The sequence below is a fragment of the Niallia sp. Man26 genome (assembly GCF_022049065.2).
Taxonomy (GTDB): Bacteria; Bacillota; Bacilli; order Bacillales; family Cytobacillaceae; genus Niallia.
Genome location: NZ_CP095743.1, coordinates 791,507 through 811,886, shown reverse-complemented (window position 1 = coordinate 811,886; position 20,380 = coordinate 791,507). Strand labels below are relative to the sequence as shown.

The 20,380-nt window shown below is 38.7% G+C and carries 20 protein-coding genes and 1 pseudogene; 5 read left to right on the top strand and 16 right to left on the bottom strand.

The window, feature by feature from the left end; translation table 11 throughout:
• Window positions 1-108: 108 nt before the first annotated feature.
• From lepB to L8T27_RS04210, 4 genes are all read right to left on the bottom strand, one after another.
• The gene (lepB, locus tag L8T27_RS04225) at window positions 109-663 is read right to left on the bottom strand and encodes a signal peptidase I (RefSeq protein WP_233316653.1); all 555 of its coding nucleotides are present in this window, start codon (window positions 661-663) and stop codon (window positions 109-111) included.
• Between the two features lie 31 nt (window positions 664-694).
• Window positions 695-1,321, bottom strand: a complete 627-nt coding sequence (locus L8T27_RS04220; RefSeq protein ID WP_233316652.1) for a TVP38/TMEM64 family protein — start codon at window positions 1,319-1,321, stop codon at window positions 695-697.
• Between the two features lie 141 nt (window positions 1,322-1,462).
• Window positions 1,463-2,407, bottom strand: coding sequence for an LCP family protein (locus tag L8T27_RS04215; protein WP_233316651.1), 945 nt, complete (start codon window positions 2,405-2,407; stop codon window positions 1,463-1,465).
• 284 nt (window positions 2,408-2,691) lie between these two features.
• Entirely contained in the window at window positions 2,692-4,677 is a 1,986-nt protein-coding gene (locus tag L8T27_RS04210) for a S9 family peptidase (protein WP_237940901.1), read from the bottom strand.
• A gap of 221 nt (window positions 4,678-4,898) precedes the next feature.
• Here L8T27_RS04210 and L8T27_RS04205 point away from each other — a divergent pair, with 221 nt between their 5' ends.
• Window positions 4,899-5,261, top strand: coding sequence for a YhjD family protein (locus tag L8T27_RS04205; protein ID WP_233316649.1), 363 nt, complete (start codon window positions 4,899-4,901; stop codon window positions 5,259-5,261).
• Window positions 5,262-5,299: 38 nt separating this feature from the next.
• Here the strand turns inward: L8T27_RS04205 and L8T27_RS04200 are convergent, their stop codons facing one another.
• Window positions 5,300-5,797, bottom strand: coding sequence for a competence protein ComK (locus tag L8T27_RS04200; RefSeq protein WP_233316648.1), 498 nt, complete (start codon window positions 5,795-5,797; stop codon window positions 5,300-5,302).
• Between the two features lie 209 nt (window positions 5,798-6,006).
• Here L8T27_RS04200 and L8T27_RS04195 point away from each other — a divergent pair, with 209 nt between their 5' ends.
• Complete coding sequence (locus L8T27_RS04195) at window positions 6,007-6,243, top strand: IDEAL domain-containing protein (protein WP_237940899.1); 237 nt, start codon at window positions 6,007-6,009, stop codon at window positions 6,241-6,243.
• A 122-nt stretch (window positions 6,244-6,365) separates the two neighbouring features.
• On the opposite strand, the gene L8T27_RS04190 is transcribed toward L8T27_RS04195, so the two are convergent.
• The 6 genes from L8T27_RS04190 to hemE all read right to left on the bottom strand — a co-directional run bounded on the left by L8T27_RS04190 (window position 6,366) and on the right by hemE (window position 14,022).
• Window positions 6,366-7,643 (bottom strand): M48 family metallopeptidase, encoded by a 1,278-nt coding sequence (locus tag L8T27_RS04190; protein WP_237940897.1) that lies wholly within the window; start codon window positions 7,641-7,643, stop codon window positions 6,366-6,368.
• Between the two features lie 139 nt (window positions 7,644-7,782).
• Window positions 7,783-8,772, bottom strand: coding sequence for a lipoate--protein ligase (gene lplA, locus L8T27_RS04185; protein WP_233316645.1), 990 nt, complete (start codon window positions 8,770-8,772; stop codon window positions 7,783-7,785).
• 206 nt (window positions 8,773-8,978) lie between these two features.
• Window positions 8,979-11,186 (bottom strand): YhgE/Pip domain-containing protein, encoded by a 2,208-nt coding sequence (locus L8T27_RS04180; RefSeq protein ID WP_237940896.1) that lies wholly within the window; start codon window positions 11,184-11,186, stop codon window positions 8,979-8,981.
• 66 nt (window positions 11,187-11,252) lie between these two features.
• Window positions 11,253-11,828, bottom strand: a complete 576-nt coding sequence (locus tag L8T27_RS04175) for a TetR/AcrR family transcriptional regulator (protein WP_233316643.1) — start codon at window positions 11,826-11,828, stop codon at window positions 11,253-11,255.
• Window positions 11,829-12,002: 174 nt separating this feature from the next.
• Window positions 12,003-12,944 carry a ferrochelatase gene (hemH, locus tag L8T27_RS04170; protein WP_233316642.1) on the bottom strand — a complete coding sequence of 314 codons (942 nt, stop codon included), beginning with the start codon at window positions 12,942-12,944 and terminating at the stop codon, window positions 12,003-12,005.
• Between the two features lie 34 nt (window positions 12,945-12,978).
• Window positions 12,979-14,022: a uroporphyrinogen decarboxylase gene (hemE, locus tag L8T27_RS04165; protein WP_237940894.1), complete on the bottom strand. Its 1,044-nt coding sequence runs from the start codon at window positions 14,020-14,022 to the stop codon at window positions 12,979-12,981.
• A 390-nt stretch (window positions 14,023-14,412) separates the two neighbouring features.
• Between hemE and L8T27_RS04160 the strand changes: the two genes are divergently transcribed.
• On the top strand, window positions 14,413-15,036 hold the full coding sequence (locus L8T27_RS04160; RefSeq protein WP_237940892.1) for a spore coat protein: 624 nt from the start codon (window positions 14,413-14,415) through the stop codon (window positions 15,034-15,036).
• A 130-nt stretch (window positions 15,037-15,166) separates the two neighbouring features.
• Window positions 15,167-15,685: an antibiotic biosynthesis monooxygenase family protein gene (locus L8T27_RS04155; RefSeq protein WP_237940891.1), complete on the top strand. Its 519-nt coding sequence runs from the start codon at window positions 15,167-15,169 to the stop codon at window positions 15,683-15,685.
• Here L8T27_RS04155 and L8T27_RS04150 read toward each other — a convergent pair.
• The 3 genes from L8T27_RS04150 to liaF are packed head-to-tail and all read right to left on the bottom strand — an operon-like array spanning window position 15,682 to window position 18,174.
• Window positions 15,682-16,320, bottom strand: a complete 639-nt coding sequence (locus tag L8T27_RS04150) for a response regulator (RefSeq protein ID WP_233316638.1) — start codon at window positions 16,318-16,320, stop codon at window positions 15,682-15,684. The two genes, L8T27_RS04155 and L8T27_RS04150, sit on opposite strands and share 4 nt — an antisense overlap.
• Window positions 16,317-17,363, bottom strand: a complete 1,047-nt coding sequence (locus tag L8T27_RS04145; protein WP_233316637.1) for a sensor histidine kinase — start codon at window positions 17,361-17,363, stop codon at window positions 16,317-16,319. Before L8T27_RS04145 ends, L8T27_RS04150 begins: the two co-directional genes overlap by 4 nt.
• A 13-nt stretch (window positions 17,364-17,376) precedes the next feature.
• Window positions 17,377-18,174 carry a cell wall-active antibiotics response protein LiaF gene (gene liaF, locus L8T27_RS04140; protein ID WP_233316636.1) on the bottom strand — a complete coding sequence of 266 codons (798 nt, stop codon included), beginning with the start codon at window positions 18,172-18,174 and terminating at the stop codon, window positions 17,377-17,379.
• A 282-nt stretch (window positions 18,175-18,456) separates the two neighbouring features.
• Between liaF and L8T27_RS04135 the strand changes: the two are divergent.
• Window positions 18,457-18,909: pseudogene (locus L8T27_RS04135) on the top strand (hypothetical protein); the annotation flags it as partial.
• A gap of 108 nt (window positions 18,910-19,017) precedes the next feature.
• Here the strand turns inward: L8T27_RS04135 and L8T27_RS04130 are convergent.
• Entirely contained in the window at window positions 19,018-19,878 is an 861-nt protein-coding gene (locus tag L8T27_RS04130) for an STAS domain-containing protein (protein ID WP_233316635.1), read from the bottom strand.
• A gap of 351 nt (window positions 19,879-20,229) precedes the next feature.
• Window positions 20,230-20,379 (bottom strand): hypothetical protein, encoded by a 150-nt coding sequence (locus L8T27_RS04125; RefSeq protein WP_233316634.1) that lies wholly within the window; start codon window positions 20,377-20,379, stop codon window positions 20,230-20,232.
• Window position 20,380 lies beyond the last annotated feature (1 nt).

Sequence of the window (20,380 nt, the reverse complement as noted above, 5' to 3'; positions counted from 1 at the left end):
TTATAATATCATAGAAACAAATGTTTCCGTATGAAAGAGTACTTGGATTCCACTTGCCAATATTTTCACGGTTATTCCATAAAAAAAAGGCTCTAAAAGAGCCCATTCTTAAAAGGAAAATTGAGTATCACGGAGCGGCCAGTAACGTAAAGAAACTTTGCCGACTACCTGATCGATATTTATAAAACCAAAATGTCTGCTGTCCCAGCTGCCCAGCCGATTATCACCGAGCACAAACAGCTTTCCTTTCGGCACTGCTTGTTCTCCAGTAATTTCCTCAAGGGTAAAATCCCCTGTCAGCTTTCCAGCACTTACTTGACTACGGTAAGCATCCAAAAAATTCTCTTCATATTTTTTTCCGTTAATATACAGGTGATCATCCTTATACTCAATCTTATCCCCTGGAACACCTATCACCCTTTTTACATAGTCTTCTTTATCATTCGCGTGGAAAACAATCACATCAAAATGATGAAAATCACTGACTTTATAGCCAATCTTATTAACGACTAATTTATCTCCATCCTGCAATGTAGGCATCATCGATTCGCCCTCAACCACATAATTGGAGAAAAAGAATGCGCGAATGATAACAAAGATGATGATTCCGATAGCAAATGCTTTAATCCATTCTATGCTTTCTCTTTTTATTGCTTCTTTCAAATGCTATCTCCTCCATGCATTGTTTGGAACATTAATTTCCATGTTCTCTTTCTCTTTCTTTTTCTGCCGTAACATTCATTCTTGCCTCGACTCTTTTTCCTACATACCATAGGATAAAAATCGCGATTGCAACTGGAATTGTCCGTATCGGATGTGTAATCATCGACTTCAAGTCATAACCAATAAAGCTTATGGTGCTGATCATGACTAGCTTGCCTGCCACAACAGCAAGAAAATATTGTTTTACACGGATACGGGAGAGACCTGCCACAATATTTACTAAAGCCGACGGGGTGAAAGGAAAACACAGCAAGATAAACAGCGGTCCAAACCCATGTCTCTCTATCCAAACCATGAGCTTTTGCACTTTTTTATGGTTACGAATAAAGCGCAAAAGCCTCTTTTGTCCATATTTTCTAACAAGCAAAAATACGAGCAGCGCCCCTCCGCAAGTTCCTATCCATGAAAACAGGAAGCCGAGCCAAAACCCAAAGGCATTCACATTTGCCAAAATGAACAAAAATAGGGGCAGAAAAGGGACAAACGATTCTAGTAAAGGCAGCAAAATGCCTGGCAACGGACCGAACGCCCGGTAGCTCTCTATTAATTGCATGATATTATCTAGTGTAAACCATTCTTTTATTGTAGCTATATCCATAAACGAAAACTCCTTGGCATATCATTTCAAGCAGGTTTATGTTTCTCAGCAGACCAATACGAAACGCTAGTTAGCGCTAAGGTTACTTAACAAAAATCCGCTTATCGTCCCTAAATACAGTATATTTGCTTTAGTCTCCCTTTATTTAGATAAAAACTCATGTATTTCTTCTTTATTTGTGTCTATATCTACATCAAGCACAGCAGAACCATTGACTCGAAGATCTTGATAAGTCCCATCAACAGGAACTCTCAATGTCTCTACTTCTTGGTCTTTATTGCGAATTAAATCAGACCCAATATACAAGATGTCTTTTGTACTCATGCTCGTATTAATATACGGCATCATAACACCAGCCAATTTAGGGAGTTTAGCAACTGTCTGCACCCCTGAAATTTGTGAAGCAAGTGCTTCAAGGGTTTTTTGCTGTCTTTCTACCCTACCGAAATCAGAGATAGCATCATGTCTAAAGCGCACATAACCAAGCAGCTGCTTTCCGTTCAGCTTTTGCAGGCCAGGCTCCAATGTTACCCCAATATTCTCTGACATCCTCTTTTCGACGTCTATCTCCACCCCATCTGGGAATGTCTCATCAATAAGTGCCTCAAATCCTTGGAAATTGACAATTGCGTAATATTGAAGGTCTATATCAAAGTTCTCCTTGATTGTTTGCCGCAACAGCTCTGGTCCGCCAATTGTGAAAGCTGTGTTAATTCTGCCCTGACCGTTTCCAGGTATATCAACATACATATCACGCATTAAGGAAATTAGTTTATATGTGCCCTTGTCCGGATGAAACTGGGCTACCATAATCGTGTCTGTGCGGTATTTTGTATCTCCTTCTCTAGCATCACTACCTAATAAAAGGACATTTGTCCCGCCATACTGGTCTTTTTCCCCATTAAATTCATATTCAACCTTTTCTATTGCACCATTTTCCAGTGCCTTTTTTTTCCCGGCATTATATTGAACAAATATGTATACAGCCGCAAATATTATCAACAAAACAAGAAACAAGAAAAAGACTCTGCCTTTTCTCAGCTTTCTTTTTTTCTTTCTGGTTTGTCTATACTCTGATCGCTCCATCCTCCATTGTTTCCTTTCTTAGCTTTTATCTATTCTAACGTTTTATGATAAACATAAGTTTCTTTTCCATTGTTACCCTTAAAAGAATAAAATACTCTTACGTATAAAGGATACGTATTATCTATTATCATATCAGATAAATAGATATGCAAACATTTAATTTCCATATTTTTAATTACATTTAAGGAACTTAAGATGATTTTAATATTAAAAGACTCTTTTCTCATCAAAGCTTATTTCGCATAAAAAAATCGCCTGCCTATTAGGGCAAGCGATTCTTTATATTACAAATAATCAATAAACCAATTATTAATATAATTCAAACGGGAAATGCGCAATGTTGGTTTGCCGCTTCTTGATAATTCATGATTGGATTCTGGGAAGCGGACAAATTTCGTTGTCTTTTTCTGCTTTTTAAGTGCAATAAACAACTGCTCTGCCTGCTCAATTGGACAACGGAAGTCCTTTTCACCGTGCAAAATTAACAGCGGAGTTTCAATATTATTGGCGTATGCTAACGGTGAATGCTTCCATAATGTTTCGATATCATTCAAGTCTGCTTTAATTTGCCAATCAGAGAAATAATAGCCGATATCACTAACACCATAGAAGCTGATCCAGTTGGAAATCGAACGCTGTGTAACTGCAGCCTTAAAGCGATTTGTATGGCCGACAATCCAGTTTGTCATAAATCCGCCATAGCTTCCTCCTGTTACTCCAAGGCGGGTTTCATCTATGAAATCAAAGTTTGCACATGCGTAGTCAACAGCATCCATTACATCCTCATAGTCCTTGCCGCCATAATCGCCTCTAACCGCATCGACAAAATGCTGACCATATCCGTGGCTTCCGCGCGGATTAATGAACAGCACGGCATAACCATTTGCTGCAAGTGTTTGAAACTCATGAAAATAGGAATTAGCATACATTGCGTGCGGACCGCCATGAATTTCAAGAACAAGAGGATATTTTTCTCCTTCCTTATAATCAGCAGGCTTCATCACCCAGCCATGTAATTGCCAGCCGTCTCTTGATGTCAGCTCGATTGGTTCTGCTGGTGCAAAGCTATGTGTTTCTGTAAATTCCTTATTCACATCTGTCAGTTTAACTGTTCCGCCTGTTTCTAAGTTCAGGCTGTATAAATCACCTGGTTCTGTCGGTTTGCTGATTGCAACAATCGCCTGCTTTAAGCTTCCGCCAGTAGACAGCCCGTACACATGCTGATTGTCAATCAGACTTGGATAGATTGCTCCCTCCTCATTGCCAAAATAAACAATAGTATTACCATGGTCTGTCGCAAGAAAAACAAAGCTATTATTATCCTCGCCCCATAGAATTCCTGGTGTAACTGCTCCTTGCTGAAAATCTCCAATCGCAAAATCGCCGACATTCACATCCCAATCTTCTGTTAAGCAGCGGAGCTCTTCCCTGTTCAAATCATAAACCCAGATTTTATACAAGGTAGCATTTTCGTATTCTCTACCGCTGCCAATAATGCCGATTTTTTGGCTGTTAGGCGACCAAGTTACTCTTCCAAATTGGCCATTGCTTTCTGTGATTTTCTTCCATTCTTTCGTTTCTAAGGCGTACAGATATACATCCGATTCGAAACTGAAGTCTTTATCCTCACTTTCATCTGCTGTAATAGCAAGATACTTTCCATCTGGAGACCAGCTTTCTAAGTAATAGTCATTTTCTCCTGAAGTGACTTCCTTCAGTTCTGCTGTTTCTTTATTTACGATTGCGATATGGCTGTAACTGCCATTCCAAAAGCCTGCACTGTCTGATTTATATTTCATCATATCCACTTCTAATGCTTGTGGTTTCTCTTCCGTCTTTTCGGTAATTTCCTTATCCTGAAGGCTTTCCTTTTTACCAATGCTCGTTTGGAACGCAATCTCACTGCCGTCAGCAGACCAAACAGGGTTAGAAGCACCATTGCTCACAAATGTAAGCTGCTTTGCTTCTCCGCCGTTTTTGTTCAGCACGTAAATTTGGTTTTTTCCGCTTCGATTCGAAACAAATGCGATTTCCTCGCCGTTTGGCGACCATCTTGGCGATGTGTTGCGATGCTCTCCAAACGTCCACTGATAGCTTTTGCTGCTGTCCTCTAAGCTCTGATAATAGATATTGGAGTAATAAGCATCCTTGTCTTCCGAAATGCCTGTCACTACATATAGAAATCCCTTCCCATCCGGGCTTGCTTGCGGATCAACAATTGATTTTAATTTGTATAAATCCTCAGACGTTACTTTTCTCGATTCTCCCATGTCACAATTCCTCCCTTTATTAGCTATATCTTATTTCGACATTAGAAATAAATTTCCTTCAGGAGCATTGCATTTAATTTCTTTTTTGAAAGAAAATAAGAGAAGGCCAAAAAAAGAGCTGCAGGATTTTTTATTTTACACAGCTTGAAAGGATCAGGCAAATATTGTACTATCTAAATAGAACATTTGTTCTTATAAAGATTTCAAGGAGAAGATTGACTATGACGCGCATACCGGAGAAGGATAGATATATTATGGAGCAAGCCATTTATCTTCCCATGCTGTTAACCGTTCTAAACCGCGACCTCCTGACAATCAAGCAGAGCAGTTTTAAACTAAAGCAGCCTTATATTGACCTTGTGGAAATTACGATGAAGACAATTCATACAGAACTTCGGGAAACAAAGGAATATATGCAAAAGCATAAGATGAAGGTGGAAGAGGTAAAAAGGGATGAAGCCTTCACGATGTATTTATTCCTATACAATGGTTACGAAGAATATCATAACTATTTCAACCCAAGGCTTCGCAATCGTGTCCAAGAGCTATTGGAATATTATCTGTACAAGCGGCATACCGGATGAGAGCAGTTTAACTTGTCTTATTACAGGGTATACATACTTTACAACGGATTTTCACTGTCTTCCTGATTGTGGCGGATTTTTGTTTGCAGCAAATTTGTTCTTAATATTTGGTTATTGAAGGTATGGAAAGATACATCGATAGAAAGTCTTCGGTCATTGCGGAATATAACAGTCGTTTTACCTTCTCCCTCTACTACTCTGTCTGAAATATGATGAAGAAAAAACCACATGCATGCATGGTTAGAAGGAGAATGAGTGGGAAATGCATAAATAGTGCTTTTCGAATCAATGGATATCGGCAATTTATGCTGATAATTCATCAATGCCCTCGTACCCTTTCGTTTCCCCTCATATGTGCATCCGAAATACTCACAGCTTCGCTTAATTATTTTACCTGGCGCTAGTTTGCACATATAAATATTGGCTCCTTCATATATTTTAGAATAAACTTCGCCATTCTTCTGTAATTCAGGCAGGATTGCAAGCGTGTGATAATTCACTTCATACAGGTCGATATTTTTCCGTTTTTCAGCCATTATTGTTTCTCCTTTCTGGTAATTAGAGCACTGCTGTATTAACTTACATCGGTTGCATTATAGCATTTCAATTCCTAGAAATGTAAGCGGTTAGCGAATCGTCTTAAATAGTTCAAAAATCCGCTTTGTTTTCAAAATTTTTAAATTATTTTATTGATATTTTCTTATTTTTGCCATATAATATTAAAAAGGCATCAGGGGTGAGTCCAATGAATGAAAAGTCGTACACAGAGTTAACTAAGTTAAGTGCTATGAATAGACACAAAGCGAAAGAGACTTATGTGAAAGAACTTTACATCGACATGCTTCTTACTGAAATTCAATGGAATTTAGAGAAAGCCAGTTTAATGACTCAAATTGATCACGCCATAGACGAACGAAATGAAGCTGAATTTATTCGGCTGAGCAAACTATATACGGATTTATGTAAGCGCTTCGATAATTAAATTCCGCAGTAGGGCATCTATTTAGGACTTGTTAAGCATTCCTGATAGATGCCTTTTTTTGTGATTTTACTCATATAAAAAAAACGCTATCCCTTCATTAGAGATAAGCGTTTTTTTTTTGCCTAGTCAGTATTGTTCTTGATTAAAATACTCTTCTCTTCCAAGGCAGATATTCTTTCAAGCATCGTTGGATGGCTGTAGCGAAATACTTTAACAAGCAATGGCGGATTAACTTCGCTGAGGCCGGTTTTTGCAAGCTTTTGAAAGGTTGTTATTCCTGCTTCAGGATCTTCCGTTAAAGCAACTGCATAATTGTCTGCCCTCTTCTCCTCATATCTCGAAACAACATTAGCAAACGGATTTGCAATAAACAGCAGCATCGAAATAAGCAGTAGGACTAAAGGGAAGGATTGAATATCCTCAACCTTAGAAACTTTTAGAGCAGGACCGCACCTATTAATAATTAGGTTCATCAGCCTGTAAATGAGATAAAGGCCGAAAAATGACAGCACAAGAGACAAACCGATTCCAAAGTAAATATGCTTTTCAACATAATGTGCCATTTCATGGGCCATGACAAACAGAATCTCATTGTCTTTCAGTTCCTGAAGTGTAGTATCCCAAAGTACGATTCTCGAATTACTGCCAATTCCCGTTACATAGGCATTTAAGGCATTGGTTTTGTCTGACATATTCACCTCAAACACATGCTCTGCAGGGATGTTGGACTCTTTAGCCAATGCGAGGATTTTCTCCTCCAGCTTCTCATCACTTAAGGCAGTAAAGTTGTTATACAGCGGGTCAATGATGACTGGCTGGATAAATGTCATAAACAATGTGAATGGGACAGACAGCAGCCACGCATAAAGCCACCAGCGCTTTTTGCTTTTGCTCATCAGCCAATACAGGACGGTAAAAATAACAAAAACAGTTGCATAATTGACCCAAAAATCTATCAGCTCGTCTTTCATCCACGAAGGAAAGCTTTGTGTGGAAATATGATAATCTCGTGAAAGCTTATAGCCCAAATAGCTTAAAGGAAAGGAAACTGCATAAGCCATTAAATGGAGCCAAAACAAATAAATCGCTTTTTGGATGATTTTATATTTTCCTGACTCCTCTCCCCATTTGCGGAAGGCTTTTGAGAAGCCAAACAGCAGAATAAACAGATAGATCAGCCATTCAAAGGGAGTGGAAATAAAGAATAAAAAGTTCTTTAGTTTAGAATATTCCTCACTTAATCCCAGCTCTCTGCTATTCAGAAAGGTGGATGGATCTGCGGCGGATCCTTGGTATTCAAAAGGGAGCTTTGAATCTGCGAAATAAAACAAATACCAATAAAAAAATAAGCCGTACATGATGAATAATAATACTGAGTAAAAACCTATTTTTCTTGCCATTATTCCCCTCCTTGCCTTGTACAACCCTTGTTACTATTAATAAGACTAAAAGACGACATTTAGAACAAGAAGTTTTAAATGGACTAAACAACACCGCTAAACAAAAAAAGCACTGGGCTAATAAACCCAGTACAGCGGATTAATATATTAAATGAAGGAAGTCTTCCTTCGTGATATTGCCGAAATAATGCTTGATTGATGTTTCCTCAAGAGCCTTTTCTAGTTCACTGCGGTCATAGCGCAAACCAATCAGCTTGTTCTCAATGTCAGAAACATCGCCGACTCCAAAGAAATCACCATATATTTTACAGTTTTTAATGATTCCTTTTGCGACATCAAAGCGGACATCAACTTGTCCAACAGGGAAACGATGGGAATGCTGCAAATTGAACTTTGGTGATTTTCCATAATTCCAATCCCAGTTTTGGTAACGTTCCTTTGAAAGAGCATGGATGTTTTCCCAATCTTTTTCTGTTAGAACGTATTCCTGGATATTTTCTTCCCCTTCAAACAGGTAAGCCAAGATAAGGCGTTTAAATTCTTCAATTTCCATTTTCTCTCTCAGGAATTCTGTAATATTAGCAACACGGCTTCTGACAGATTTAATCCCTTTTGATTCGATTTTATCTTTTCTAACTTTTAATGCAGAAACAATATGATCCATTTCTGAATCGAACAACAGGGTGCCATGACTGAACATTCTCCCTTTTGTGGAGAATTGGGCATTCCCAGAAATCTTTCTGCCTTCTGCCAGCAAATCATTGCGGCCGCTTAACTCAGCATCAACACCCATGCTTTGCAGTGCCTTGACAACAGGCTCTGTAAATTTGCGGAAATTATGAAAACTGTCACCGTCATCCTTTGTGATAAAGCTGAAGTTCAAATTACCTTTATCATGGTAAACAGCCCCGCCGCCAGAAAGCCTTCTGACTACGTGAATTCCGTTTGACTCGACATATTCTGTGTTAATTTCTTCAATTGTGTTCTGGTTTTTGCCGATGATGATAGATGGTTCATTTATATAAAATAATAGGTATGTTTCATTAATATCGAGATTTTTCAGCGCATATTCTTCAATCGCCAAGTTAATGCGCGGATCTGTAATGCCCTTATTATCAATAAACAGCATATGTACACCCTCTTTTCCGTTATTCTGATTAAATATAGCATATCTTCTATTAAAAGAATAAACTAGCCCCTTTATACTATAACTAAAATTCGTCGAATTAGCACTTTATTTGTATCCTTTTTTCTTGTGGTAAAGTCAGGAATCTAAAACCTACTATCTAACTCAAAGAAAAGGCCGGGCTCCTTGCCCGGCCTTAACTCACAGGTTTATTCTGCTGCAGTCTCTGCAAACTGGCGTTTATGAGCAACTATGAAGTATAGAAGCGTACCAGCAATAAAGAAGATTGGGTACATTGCCAAAATCCTCGCATTATGCCACATAAAGTCGAAGTCTCCTGTCGAAATGACCGCCCTTAAGCCTGATACTGAATAAGACATTGGCAGCAATGCATGGATATGCTGCATAAAATCAGGTATAAGCTCTAACGGGAATGTTCCGCCGCTTGTTGTCAATTGGAAAATCAAAAGAAGGACAACGATGAAACGTCCTGGATTCCCCAAAATTGTCACAAAGAACTGAATGATAGAAAAGAATACGAGACTCGCAATAACCGTAAACAGAATAAATAATGGGATGCTCTGCACTTCCATTCCAAGCACCTTAAGCAGCACAAATGAAGCTACAAGTGCCTGCAGAATTCCCACCCCAGCAAGAATGACCGCTTTACTTAAGAACCAGCGCAGGCCGTTTTTAGGAACTCCTTCCGGCTCATTGAATGAGAACACGATAGAAAGCATTAATGCACCAACAAATAATCCTAATGAGATGAAATAAGGAGCCAATCCTGTTCCGTAGTTAGGAACATCTGAAACTTTTTCATCTGACACAGTAACTGGTTCTGCCATCATATCATACGTCTTATCATCAGAGTGGATAGAGCTTGCATCATCAGCACCATCTGCCAGCTTATCTGACAGCTCCTTGCTGCCTGTTGATAAGGAAGCAGTTCCATCTGCAAGATCCTTCGATCCGGATTCTAGCTTACTAGTCCCTTCAGATAAAGCACTAGAACCTGAAGACAATTGATTCATACCTGTCAGCAATGAATTAACTCCTGTCACAAGTTCATTAGAACCACTTGCAGCTTTAGAAAACTCTGTAGAGTATTGATTCATGCCTGCAATAAACTGCTCCTGGCCTGCAACCTGCTGTTTAGAGCCATCCTCCAGCTGTGCAGTTCCATCTGCAAGCTGCTGAGCTCCAGCTTTCAGCTGCTGTTCTCCGTCACTTAACTGATTCAAGCCGGCAGATAAGCTTTGTCCTCCTTGAGCCAATTTATCTGCTCCTTGCTGAAGAGCTTGCGTGTTTGTCGCAATTTGGCCACTGCCGTCTACAAGACTTTGAAGTGCTGCCTGAACTTCTTGCTTCTTATCCTCAGGCAACCCGTCAAGCATTGGCAGGATGGAATTTACTGTTTCCTGCACTTGTTTTGCTCCTTCATTTACTTGCAAGGCTCCGTCAGCTAACTTTTCAGAGCTGCTGCTCCACTCCTGCAGTCCTGAAGTAAGAGAGTTTGCGCCTGTTTTCAACTCATCTGTTCCTGCTTTTAACGAAGGGATGCTGCTTTGTAGCTTTTCCGCTCCTTCTTTTGTTGAAGTGATACCATTTAAAATCGATTGGTCTCCGCCTTGCAGCTTAGCTGCTGCATCAGCGAGCTCTTTATGGCCGTCTTGCAGCTGACCTAATCCATCTGAAAGGCTTTCTGCTCCAGTCAGAAGCTCCTTTGCTCCAGAATTGGCTGTATTGATTCCATCTGTAAATTCAACCGATTTCTCGGCAAGTGTTTGCAAATTCTTATAAACTTCCTGTGTACCTTTATTGACCTTATCTGTTCCGTCACTAAGGTCCTTTGCTCCAGTGCTCGCATCTTCAAGCCCTGATGCCATTTTGCTTATATTTTCAAAAACAGATTCAGCATATGTCTCTGTTACTTCCTTGCCGACACCCTCCTTTATCTTTTCAACAGCTGAATTGCCGATTTGGGAGGAGATAAAATTAAAACCTGGATTAGAGACATATTTTAAATCCAATTTTTTCGGATTATCATCAAGCAATGTCGTTGCATTTTCAGAGAAATCCTTTGGTATTTCAATCAGCATATAATATTTCTGATTTTCTAACCCTTTGTAACCTTCCTCTTTATCTACAAACTGAAAGTCGAAATCCTTGCTTTCCTTCAGGTTGTCGACTAAATCTTTGCCGACCTCCAGTTTTTCATCATTCATTTCTGCACCGCTGTCCTCATTAACGACAGCAACTGGGAGCTTCTCTAAATGTCCATATGGATCCCAAAACGCCCATAGATAAATTCCTGCATATAATATCGGAATAAATATAATGGCCAAGATGGAAATAAGCTTCATCCGATTTTTGAATATTGAGGTCAGCTCTGCTTTTAATAAATTTTGTTTCATTGAAAACCACTCCATTTTACTGACCGTTTTGTTCATTTGGTCATTTTTATTTCTAAAAAAAGAGGACTATCTAGTAGACAATCCCTTTAATAAGGACCTTTCAACAGTTAAGGCGATCTCCTCTGACTGAAGGGGGGGATGGTTTTTTTCCCAATCAAAAATTAAGGAGATATACATTTTAAAGATAATAAATGAAGTCAGCTCAGGGTCACAAGGCTGTATTTCTCCTTTACTGATAGCTTCTTGTACATGTCCCTTCATATAGCTAAGAATAGCGTTTTCCAGGCGGTTAAGTACTTCCTTCACTTCTAATGTTCCCATTTCCTTTTGCTCTTCAAACAACTTTATCGTAAGCTGATGCTCTTTTCTGTATTCAAGCATCCGAATTAGTGTCCGATGAACATTGTCCATAAAGCTAGAACCTGGATCAAAGGAGGCGTCTGCCTCTGCCTTCATTTCCAAAATAAGCCCTGTGATAATCTCATCAAAAAGCTGTTCCTTATTTTTGAAAAACGTATAAATAGTTCCTTTGCCGACATTTGCTATTTTCGCCACTTGGTCCATCGTTGTTGCTTTATAGCCAAACATAGAAAAGGACTTCGCAGCAGCTTCCAGTATCATCTTCTTCCGATCCATAGCCAAAATGCTTCACCTCAAGTCATGAAAAATAAGTCTGTATTTCTATTAAAAACTAAAAATGACCAAATGAGAAATTTGGTCATTTAGTACAGTTATGAATATAACATATCAAAAAAACTAGTGCAACAAGAAGCGGCTGAATTTTTCTAAGAAAAATATCAGCCGCTAAAAAATTACTTATTTAGAGTGAACAGACAAGCTGTTTAAAACAACCGTTGCCAGCGCATCAATAAATTCAGGCTGTGCATTCGGCATTTCTGGTCTGTAGTAAGACGCACCGATATCTTTTGTAACAACAAGGCACTCATAGTCATTATCATAAAGCACTTCAAGGTGGTCTGCCACAAAACCGACTGGCGTATAAACAAATGCTTTATATCCATGTTTTTCATAAAGATCTCTTGTTAAATCTTGAACATCTGGGCCAAGCCAAGGGTCTGGTGTGTTACCAGCACTTTGCCAGCCGATATAATAATTAGAAACACCAGCAGATTTTGCAATCAAATCAGCTGTTTCTTTCAATTGATCTGGATAAGGATCACCGTATTGAAGAATCTTTTCAGGCAAGCTGTGCGCTGAAACAATTAAAGCAGCATTGCTTCTTTCTTCTTCTGACATTTTGCTGAAAGTCTCCTGAACCTTTTTAGACCAATACTCGATGAACTTCGGCTCATCATACCAGCTTTCAACACTGTGAATAGTTAACCCGCCAAGCTCTTCGGCTGCTTGTTTCGCTCTGCCGTTATATGACTTAATGCTGAATGTGGAGAAATGTGGTGCTAATACAATACTTACCGCTTCCGTGATTCCGTCAGCATGCATGCTTTTAACAGCATCTTCGACAAATGGTTCAATATGCTTCAAACCGATGTACATCTTAAATTCAATATCTTCTTGAATGGAATTAAGATGGGCTTCGAGTCGTTCAGCCTGCTCCTGCGTAATTTTTGCCAGCGGAGAAATTCCACCTATTGCTTCATAGCGGCTTCTCAAGTCTTCCAACATCTCATCAGTTGGTCTTCTGCCATGTCTAATATGTGTATAGTATCTTTCGATATCTTCTTCTTTATATGGAGTTCCGTAGGCCATTACTAACAGCCCCATTTTTTTTCTGCTCATTTATTATCACTCATTTCTATAGTTTGATTGTCTATTAGGCTTTTTTTGCAGCTGAATACTCATGCACAAAGCTTGTCAGTTTTTTCAAGACAGCCGGGTCTACTTCCGGGAATACACCATGACCGAGATTAAAGATAAATCCGTCCTGCTGCATGCCTTGATCCAGTATTTCCTTCACTCTCTCTTCAATGACATTCCATGGTGCCAGTAGTACCGCTGGGTCAAGATTGCCTTGAACTGCTTTCGTCACTCCTAAGTCCCGCGCTTCTTTAATAGGCAGTCGCCAATCAAGCCCTACAACATCTAACGGGAGGCTGTTCCATTCAAGGGCAAGATGGCTAGCACCAACACCGTGCATAATAAGCGGTGTGTTTTCGCTTCTTAAATCAGTAAATATCTTTTCCATGACCGGCTTAATGAAAGTACGGTAATCCGCTACATTCAGTGCACCTACCCATGAATCAAAAATTTGAATAGCACTTGCTCCTGCATTTATCTGGGATTTTGCATATGTAACGACCATGCTTCCCAGCTTTTCCATCAATAAAGCCCAAGCCTCTGGCTGTGAGTACATAAAAGCTTTTGTCTTATGATAGTTTTTTGAAGGTCCGCCTTCAATCATATAGCTGGCTAGTGTAAATGGCGCTCCTGAAAAGCCGATTAACGGTACATCCAGCTGCTCTTCTGTCAATAATTTAATTGTGTCCAGCACATATTTAATATCTTGCTCAGGATTTAACACACCGAGCTTTGCTACGTCTTCCATTGATATAATAGGATTATCAATAACAGGGCCAATACCTGATTTAATCTCCACATCAACGCCGATTGCAGGAAGAGGTGTCATAATATCCTTGTATAGTACCGCCGCATCGACATTGTACTGATCGACAGGCAGCTTTGTAACATATGCACAAAGTTCTGGCTGATGGGTTATTTCAAAAAGAGAATACTTTTCTTTAATCGTTCTGTATTCTGGTTGGGAACGCCCAGCTTGACGCATATACCAGACAGGTACGAAGTCCGTTTTTTCCCCTTTTGCCGCCTTAATGAATGTATCTTTCAATTCCTTGCTCATTCTTAATATGTCCACCTTTCCATTGCTTATGTTTTCCATTGTAATATATAAATCATAAATTCAAAAATAATTTAACTGTAATCATTATTAGATTATAATATTTATAAATAAAAAAGCAATAAAAAAGAATGTCTTTTTACAGACACTCACTATTTCCTTTTAATCTACAGTACTTTTGGATGTATAAATTAAATATATAACTTTTTCACTATCGTTGTATACAAAACTTGATAAATTGTCACAAAATAGACTAATTTACATCTTCTATCTTATTCCCATTTCGCTTTTAACCCAAACGCCACCAAGTAAATTTTGCGTATATTTCTTTTTTAGTCAGCCATTATAAAAAAGTATTACACCAATACAATTAAATTCCAAGGGAGCTTACAAATGAGAATAGCCGCACATGAAGCAAATGCATTGAATGAATTAACATTGAGCTGTGTCAACAGCATCACAAATATGGGATATATGCTGCAGCATGTCCAAGATCCAGAGTTTAAATCCATCCTGCAAAGGCATTTCCCGCTTCATATTCGCGATTATAATATGAAGGTTGAATTCCTCAATAAAAGAGAAGGTGCAACGAAGGAGCTTCCTTTATTAAAGGAAGAAGCGAAGATGAATCAATTTACAGAAATGATTGCCCCGCAAGCTCCTCCTGTTCAGCCGAGAACGCTTGTAGAGAATATGAATGACAGAGAAATGGCCACTGCCTACCTGCTTACTTTAAAGCGTGCCGGCAGAGAATATGCTTGGAATGCAATGGAAATGGCAAATCCAGAAATACGCTCTTTTTGCCAGACAGCTTTCATGATGAGCTGCTCCCATGCCTATGACATGTGGCAGTATATGGTTAAAAAGGGCTATTATGTATTAGAACCAGCAGATGAAATGGCTGTTCAAAAAATGGGATCAATGTACTTGCTTGTCCCAGAAACAGACCAGCAAATGAACGGGTATATGATGAACCAAAATCCAACTGTAGGCCAAAGCAACCAACTGTACCAATAATACGAAGACAAGGCTGTTTGCAACTACAAGCAAACAGCCCTTGCTTTTTTGTTTCTTTAACATGCGAAGTATAGTATCCTTGAAGCATGAAAACGCACTTTTCAAAAGGAAACTCACGAAGGAGGCTGCTATGAATATTTATTTAGCAAGCGGGACGTATGATTTTTTAGTAAAGAAATACGCTGCCAAAATTGATCAGCAATCTCTGATTGCGATGCAGGTACTAGGCAGTGACAGCGCTTTATTAGTGCATGAAACTTTGTCATCGTCTATCTTTGCTGTCCCGAGAAAATATGAGACAGCAGGAAGCAACGGAGATTTTTCCGGGAAAAGATTTGCCGTTATGAATCATATTCCTGTCACAGATGAGCATAAGCCATTATTTGAGCAGAATATGAAGCGGTCATTAGAACAAATGGGACAGCAAATAAGTGCATACCGGTTGCTGCGCCCTGTAAAAGGAGATACCTATATCATCCTGTCACTTTGGGCAGAAAGACGTGACTTTATCGTCTGGAAGCAGAAACACCAGAATCCTGATTCACCTATCACAGGCGATCCGACAAACGGCGGAATCCTCCAGCATACTATGTTCAACGGCAAGGCCTATTTGCTCGAGCTTACGATTGCCGAAAAAGGAGCAGTTTAGCTCCTTTTTTTGATAACTCCATTCCTGTTAGCATAAACAGCTGCCTGTGTTCTGTCGGATACATTTAGTTTTGCAAGAATATTGCTTACATGTGTTTTCACGGTTTTAACCCCAATGTAAAGCTCCTCACTGATTTCTTGGTTTGTCATTCCTTCTCCAAGACACATCAGCACCTCAAGCTCCCGCTCTGTTAAATCATCATGCCGTTTCTTTTCACTCGGCCGCAGCTTTTTCAGCATAACACTTGCTACTTTCGGTTCAATAACTGTTTCTCCGGCAACTGCTTTACGAATTGCCTGGACAATCTCATGAGCACTTGCTGTTTTTAAAAGATAACTGAACGCCCCTGCTTCAATGGCTGGAATAACTTGTGCCTCATCATAATAGCTTGTAATAATGATTATTTTGCAGCCAGGATATTCCTTCAGTATCCCTTTTGTCGCTTCAATTCCATTTCCTTTTTCCATTAATAAATCCATCAAAACGACATCCGGCTTTTTCATCACTGCAAGCTTGACTGCTTCCTGTCCGCCAGTCGCTTCAAAGACAAGCTCTATTTCCTTTTCTGTCTGCAAATACGAAATCAAACCTTTTCTTACCATATCATGATCATCTACTACAGCTACCTTAATCATGCTTTCCCCCCTTTTAAAGGAACACGAATGTCAATATATGTCCCGCTCCCAACTTTAGATCGTATTTCCATGACACCGCCGATTTCTTCACATCTTTCACGCATAGTTTTCAAACCATAGGAAGTGATTTTTTCTACAGAAAGATCAAAGCCATGTCCATTATCACTAATATGTAAGTAAGCGTAGTTGCTTTTGTCTTCCAAGATAATTTGCACCTTGCTTGCATGGGAATGGCGCAGCACATTTGACAGCGCCTCCTGCACTATGCGAAAGAGATGCTCCTGCCCAGCAGTCGACAAATCATCTATTTCATCAATGCTTGCTGCAAACTGTAAACTCGTTTTTCCCTTCAGCTCTTGTATCAGCTTTATAATACCGTCACATAAGCTGTCATTGCTAAGTTCAATCGGCCGTAAGTGCAGCAATAATGCCCGCATCTCCCCTTGTGCCTTGCCCGCAATTCCGATGATTTCCTCCAGCTGTTTCTTAGCAAGCGCCGGATTAGAATCAAAAACTTTGAAGGCAGCTGATGACATCATGTTTAGTGCAAACAACTGCTGGCTGACTACATCATGAAGATCCCTTGCTAACCGCTGTCTTTCCTCCATGACGGCAGCGGTATGAGCAGTCTGTGCCAAGTTTATTTTTTCATCAGCAAGGCGTTGCAGAGAATTTGCTTGTTCACTCATATGAACTGCCAATCGGTTAAGTTCACCCCTTATATCTTCTGGCATACCGTTTTCTTCAGCCGCTATCCTTTCTGTATACTTTCCTCTGCTTAATGCTGACACAAACAGTAGGATATTTGCACACTCTTTATTAATGATGCTGTTTGCTTTAATAGAGAAATAAATGCCGACTGCAGTAGTAAAGGTGAAACTGCACGCGAATATAAGCAGTATAACGGTCGTAGAAAACGGAGCTTGCGGGTTTAAAAATAAATAGAGCTGCATACCAATAAACAGCAGCAAAGAACTAATAACACTAGTCATAAAATAGCTGTAAAACTGCCCGTACAGAAAACCTTTTCTTTCTCTCCACATCAGATTAGCACCTCTACACTTTCTTTACTGTTACATCGCCGATATTTAAATAAATATGCAAGCTGAGTTTTCTAACAGCCTCATCATAATCAGGAGACTTGTAGACTAGTTTATTTCCTAAGCCATCCTTGCTTTGCTCCAAGATTTGTAAGTCACCGATTTTCACTTCCCCTTCAATCCGCACTGGCAGATTATCAGGAATAATAATCTTAACATCGCCTATCCATCCACTGATTTCTATATGTGTTTCTTTATCTGGTATATATGCCTTGCTGAAATCAATAAAGTAATTACCGATTGTATTATGCATTGTCATCGGCTCAGCAGGCCAATTTTCTGTATTGATTTTGACGTCTCCTACTAGAGAAAAAGCTCTTTTTTTCTTTCCTTCCGGCTTTTGCTTGATATGGATTGATGGTTTTCCGAAAACCTTATCCTCTTTCGCCCAATTTACATTAGTGACAACAAGAAATTTTGACTTCTTAAACATCATACTTAAAGCAGCAATGATCATTATAAGCGGCCACAGCTTCCAAAAGTCCATAAAAGCAAATGTAAATAAGTGCAGCCGGTCAAGGCATAATAACCCGGCAAAAACAAGGATGAAAATGGCCAGAAAAGTATTAGTCGCTCTTTTTCTTATACCGCTGATTAACAATACAACTCCGTAAACAAGCAGCAGAAATGGGTATAATACGACAAAAAGCTGTTTTATTTCCAAGGAAATGACACCAAGGTTAACAAGAAGAAGGACTATGCCGACAACAAGCAAGCAGAATGAAAACATGATTTGTGCTAAAGATTTCCCCATATGTACCCTACCTTCTATATTGAAACTAGCAAATAACTGCTAGTTTTTAAGAAATTTTTCCAGTCAATAGCATTATTGTACTACTAATCTCTCTTTAATTGTTCAATCCTGCGGCGTTTTTTTCTCCAACTAGAGAAGGAGATTTTAGAGATACCATTTTCTTCCTATAAAAGAAAATGATTCTCTAATCACCCAATCCTATCCTCCTTCATAATCTGTAATTAAATCCGGTCTTAGTCATTTGCCTAAGCTTCATGTCGGATTAGAAGGGAGTCTTCGTCAATGGGTATAGAATTAACGGCACTTCATTGGATTTACGTTTTATTTATTCTATTCATTATAGGCTTCATGATAATGAGAAGAGACACTACAATCGTGTGCATTGTCGGAATTTTTTTATTGGCACTTACTGCTACAGGTTCTTTAAGCGGCTCTATCAGCACGATATTTAATAGTTTCATTTATGCCATAACAGAATTGCTACCAACCATAGCCGTCATCTCCATCATTGTCGCTATGAGTAAAATCCTCACCAAAACCGGAATAAATGATGTGATGATTTCACCGTTTGCAAAATGGATACGAACCCCCAGTTTAGCCTACTGGGTCATCGGCTTACTTATGATGATTATTTCCTTTTTCTTCTGGCCGTCACCTGCAGTCGCACTGATTGGGGCTGTTCTTCTTCCTGTTGCTGTCAGAGTAGGTCTTCCTGCGATTGCAGTTGCAATGGCCAACAAAAGGTGCTTAAAGCAGCGGATTTTATATAAAAAAACACCCCTAAATCATTAGATTTGACGTCTAACAACTTAAAGGCTGTCTAGTGTTTAAGTTTATATATAGCTAACCTTCCATTTTTTTTAATGTGAAGCCTATTTTCTTTAATGCTCGCTCAAGATTAGCTTCAATCGGTATATTTTGGAAGTTGATATTTGTTTTCGTTGCTTTTAAAGCTATATCAGGACTCAAACCAGTTAGTATTGGGTTGACACCAATCAGCCCTAAAAGATCCACAATTTTTAGTAAATAGCTGCTTTCCAAATTATTAATTTGACTAATACCTGATAAATCTATTATTAAATATTCCAACGAAAGCTGCTGACTTTTCGTTAAAGCTAACAAAATGATATTTTCTGCTGTTTCTTCCCGTATTAAGCCAATAATCGGCAGTATGGCTACACCTTTCGTTAAAGGGACAAATGGTGCAGATAATTGTTGTATTTGTTTGTTTGCATTATCCAAATCAAGCACATAGGATAACAACGATGCCATTGTCTCAAACAGCTCGATATGTTCATTTTCAAATTTAAAGTTTTTAGTATCTAACCCACATATTGTTCCGTAATTTTCTCCATCTCCTGTATAAATTGGAATACCAATAAAACAGCCGCTTCCTAATTTTTTTGTAACCGCTAATGATTTAGTTACATCACTTTTCGTAATATCTCTAATCACAAGAATTTTACGACCATAATCTACACTTAACTTGCAAAAAGTTTCATTAAAAGGGGTGGTTTCCCCTTCTTCCAATAAAATATTATCTTTGTTTAAAACTTTCACAATTTCGTTTGATTGATTATCATTTTTTGCGATAAATAGTGTATTAATATCTATAAATTTACTCATCATTTTAAGAATAGTAGAAGCTGCCTCATCAAAATTCTTAAAAATTTTCAAATCATTATTATATTCAAAAATATCCATTTACTGCTCCCTAATATTTAGTATATTTTTATTAGTTATTTAATTACCACGGGATTTATATTAAATCATTTATTATAACTCACGGCTAGTACATCATCCTTTCATGATGAGTAAAGTTTTTTAAAGTAAAGAATTATTCTCACATATAATTGCAGATTTTCTTTAGATAGACTTATTAACTCGTTATTTCCTATTGCTCCATTACAAACTAATAATTCACATACCCTTCTAAAGACCTAATAATCCATCAAACATTAAAATTCACACCAAAAAGCACCCTTAAAAGGATGCCTAACCGTTTATATTTATGTTTGCTTACAATTAATATATCTTAGCACTGTAAAAAAGAGGTTATGTAACCTCTTTTTTTGGCGGCTCTTCACTATTTCGTTTATTGAGCTGGTCTGTATACTCTATTTCACACTCGATGCTGCAAAAGTATCCATAAAGGTCAGGTTTCTTTTTACATCCTTCGTTTAAACATAATCTATCTTTACTCATG

Excerpts from the sequence above, each read along its gene's own strand:
- L8T27_RS04205 (WP_233316649.1), top strand. The coding sequence starts at position 4,899 with ATGACGCGCATACCGGAGAAGGATAGATATATTATGGAGCAAGCCATT.
- L8T27_RS04150 (WP_233316638.1), bottom strand. The coding sequence starts at position 16,320 with ATGATTAAGGTAGCTGTAGTAGATGATCATGATATGGTAAGAAAAGGT.
- L8T27_RS04160 (WP_237940892.1), top strand. The coding sequence starts at position 14,413 with ATGAGAATAGCCGCACATGAAGCAAATGCATTGAATGAATTAACATTG.
- L8T27_RS04125 (WP_233316634.1), bottom strand. The coding sequence starts at position 20,379 with ATGAGTAAAGATAGATTATGTTTAAACGAAGGATGTAAAAAGAAACCT.
- L8T27_RS04145 (WP_233316637.1), bottom strand. The coding sequence starts at position 17,363 with ATGTGGAGAGAAAGAAAAGGTTTTCTGTACGGGCAGTTTTACAGCTAT.
- L8T27_RS04195 (WP_237940899.1), top strand. The coding sequence starts at position 6,007 with ATGAATGAAAAGTCGTACACAGAGTTAACTAAGTTAAGTGCTATGAAT.
- L8T27_RS04130 (WP_233316635.1), bottom strand. The coding sequence starts at position 19,878 with ATGGATATTTTTGAATATAATAATGATTTGAAAATTTTTAAGAATTTT.
- L8T27_RS04200 (WP_233316648.1), bottom strand. The coding sequence starts at position 5,797 with ATGGCTGAAAAACGGAAAAATATCGACCTGTATGAAGTGAATTATCAC.
- L8T27_RS04215 (WP_233316651.1), bottom strand. The coding sequence starts at position 2,407 with ATGGAGCGATCAGAGTATAGACAAACCAGAAAGAAAAAAAGAAAGCTG.
- hemH (WP_233316642.1), bottom strand. The coding sequence starts at position 12,944 with ATGAGCAGAAAAAAAATGGGGCTGTTAGTAATGGCCTACGGAACTCCA.
- liaF (WP_233316636.1), bottom strand. The coding sequence starts at position 18,174 with ATGGGGAAATCTTTAGCACAAATCATGTTTTCATTCTGCTTGCTTGTT.
- lplA (WP_233316645.1), bottom strand. The coding sequence starts at position 8,772 with ATGCTGTTTATTGATAATAAGGGCATTACAGATCCGCGCATTAACTTG.
- L8T27_RS04180 (WP_237940896.1), bottom strand. The coding sequence starts at position 11,186 with ATGAAACAAAATTTATTAAAAGCAGAGCTGACCTCAATATTCAAAAAT.
- hemE (WP_237940894.1), bottom strand. The coding sequence starts at position 14,022 with ATGAGCAAGGAATTGAAAGATACATTCATTAAGGCGGCAAAAGGGGAA.
- L8T27_RS04155 (WP_237940891.1), top strand. The coding sequence starts at position 15,167 with ATGAATATTTATTTAGCAAGCGGGACGTATGATTTTTTAGTAAAGAAA.
- L8T27_RS04220 (WP_233316652.1), bottom strand. The coding sequence starts at position 1,321 with ATGGATATAGCTACAATAAAAGAATGGTTTACACTAGATAATATCATG.
- L8T27_RS04210 (WP_237940901.1), bottom strand. The coding sequence starts at position 4,677 with ATGGGAGAATCGAGAAAAGTAACGTCTGAGGATTTATACAAATTAAAA.
- L8T27_RS04190 (WP_237940897.1), bottom strand. The coding sequence starts at position 7,643 with ATGGCAAGAAAAATAGGTTTTTACTCAGTATTATTATTCATCATGTAC.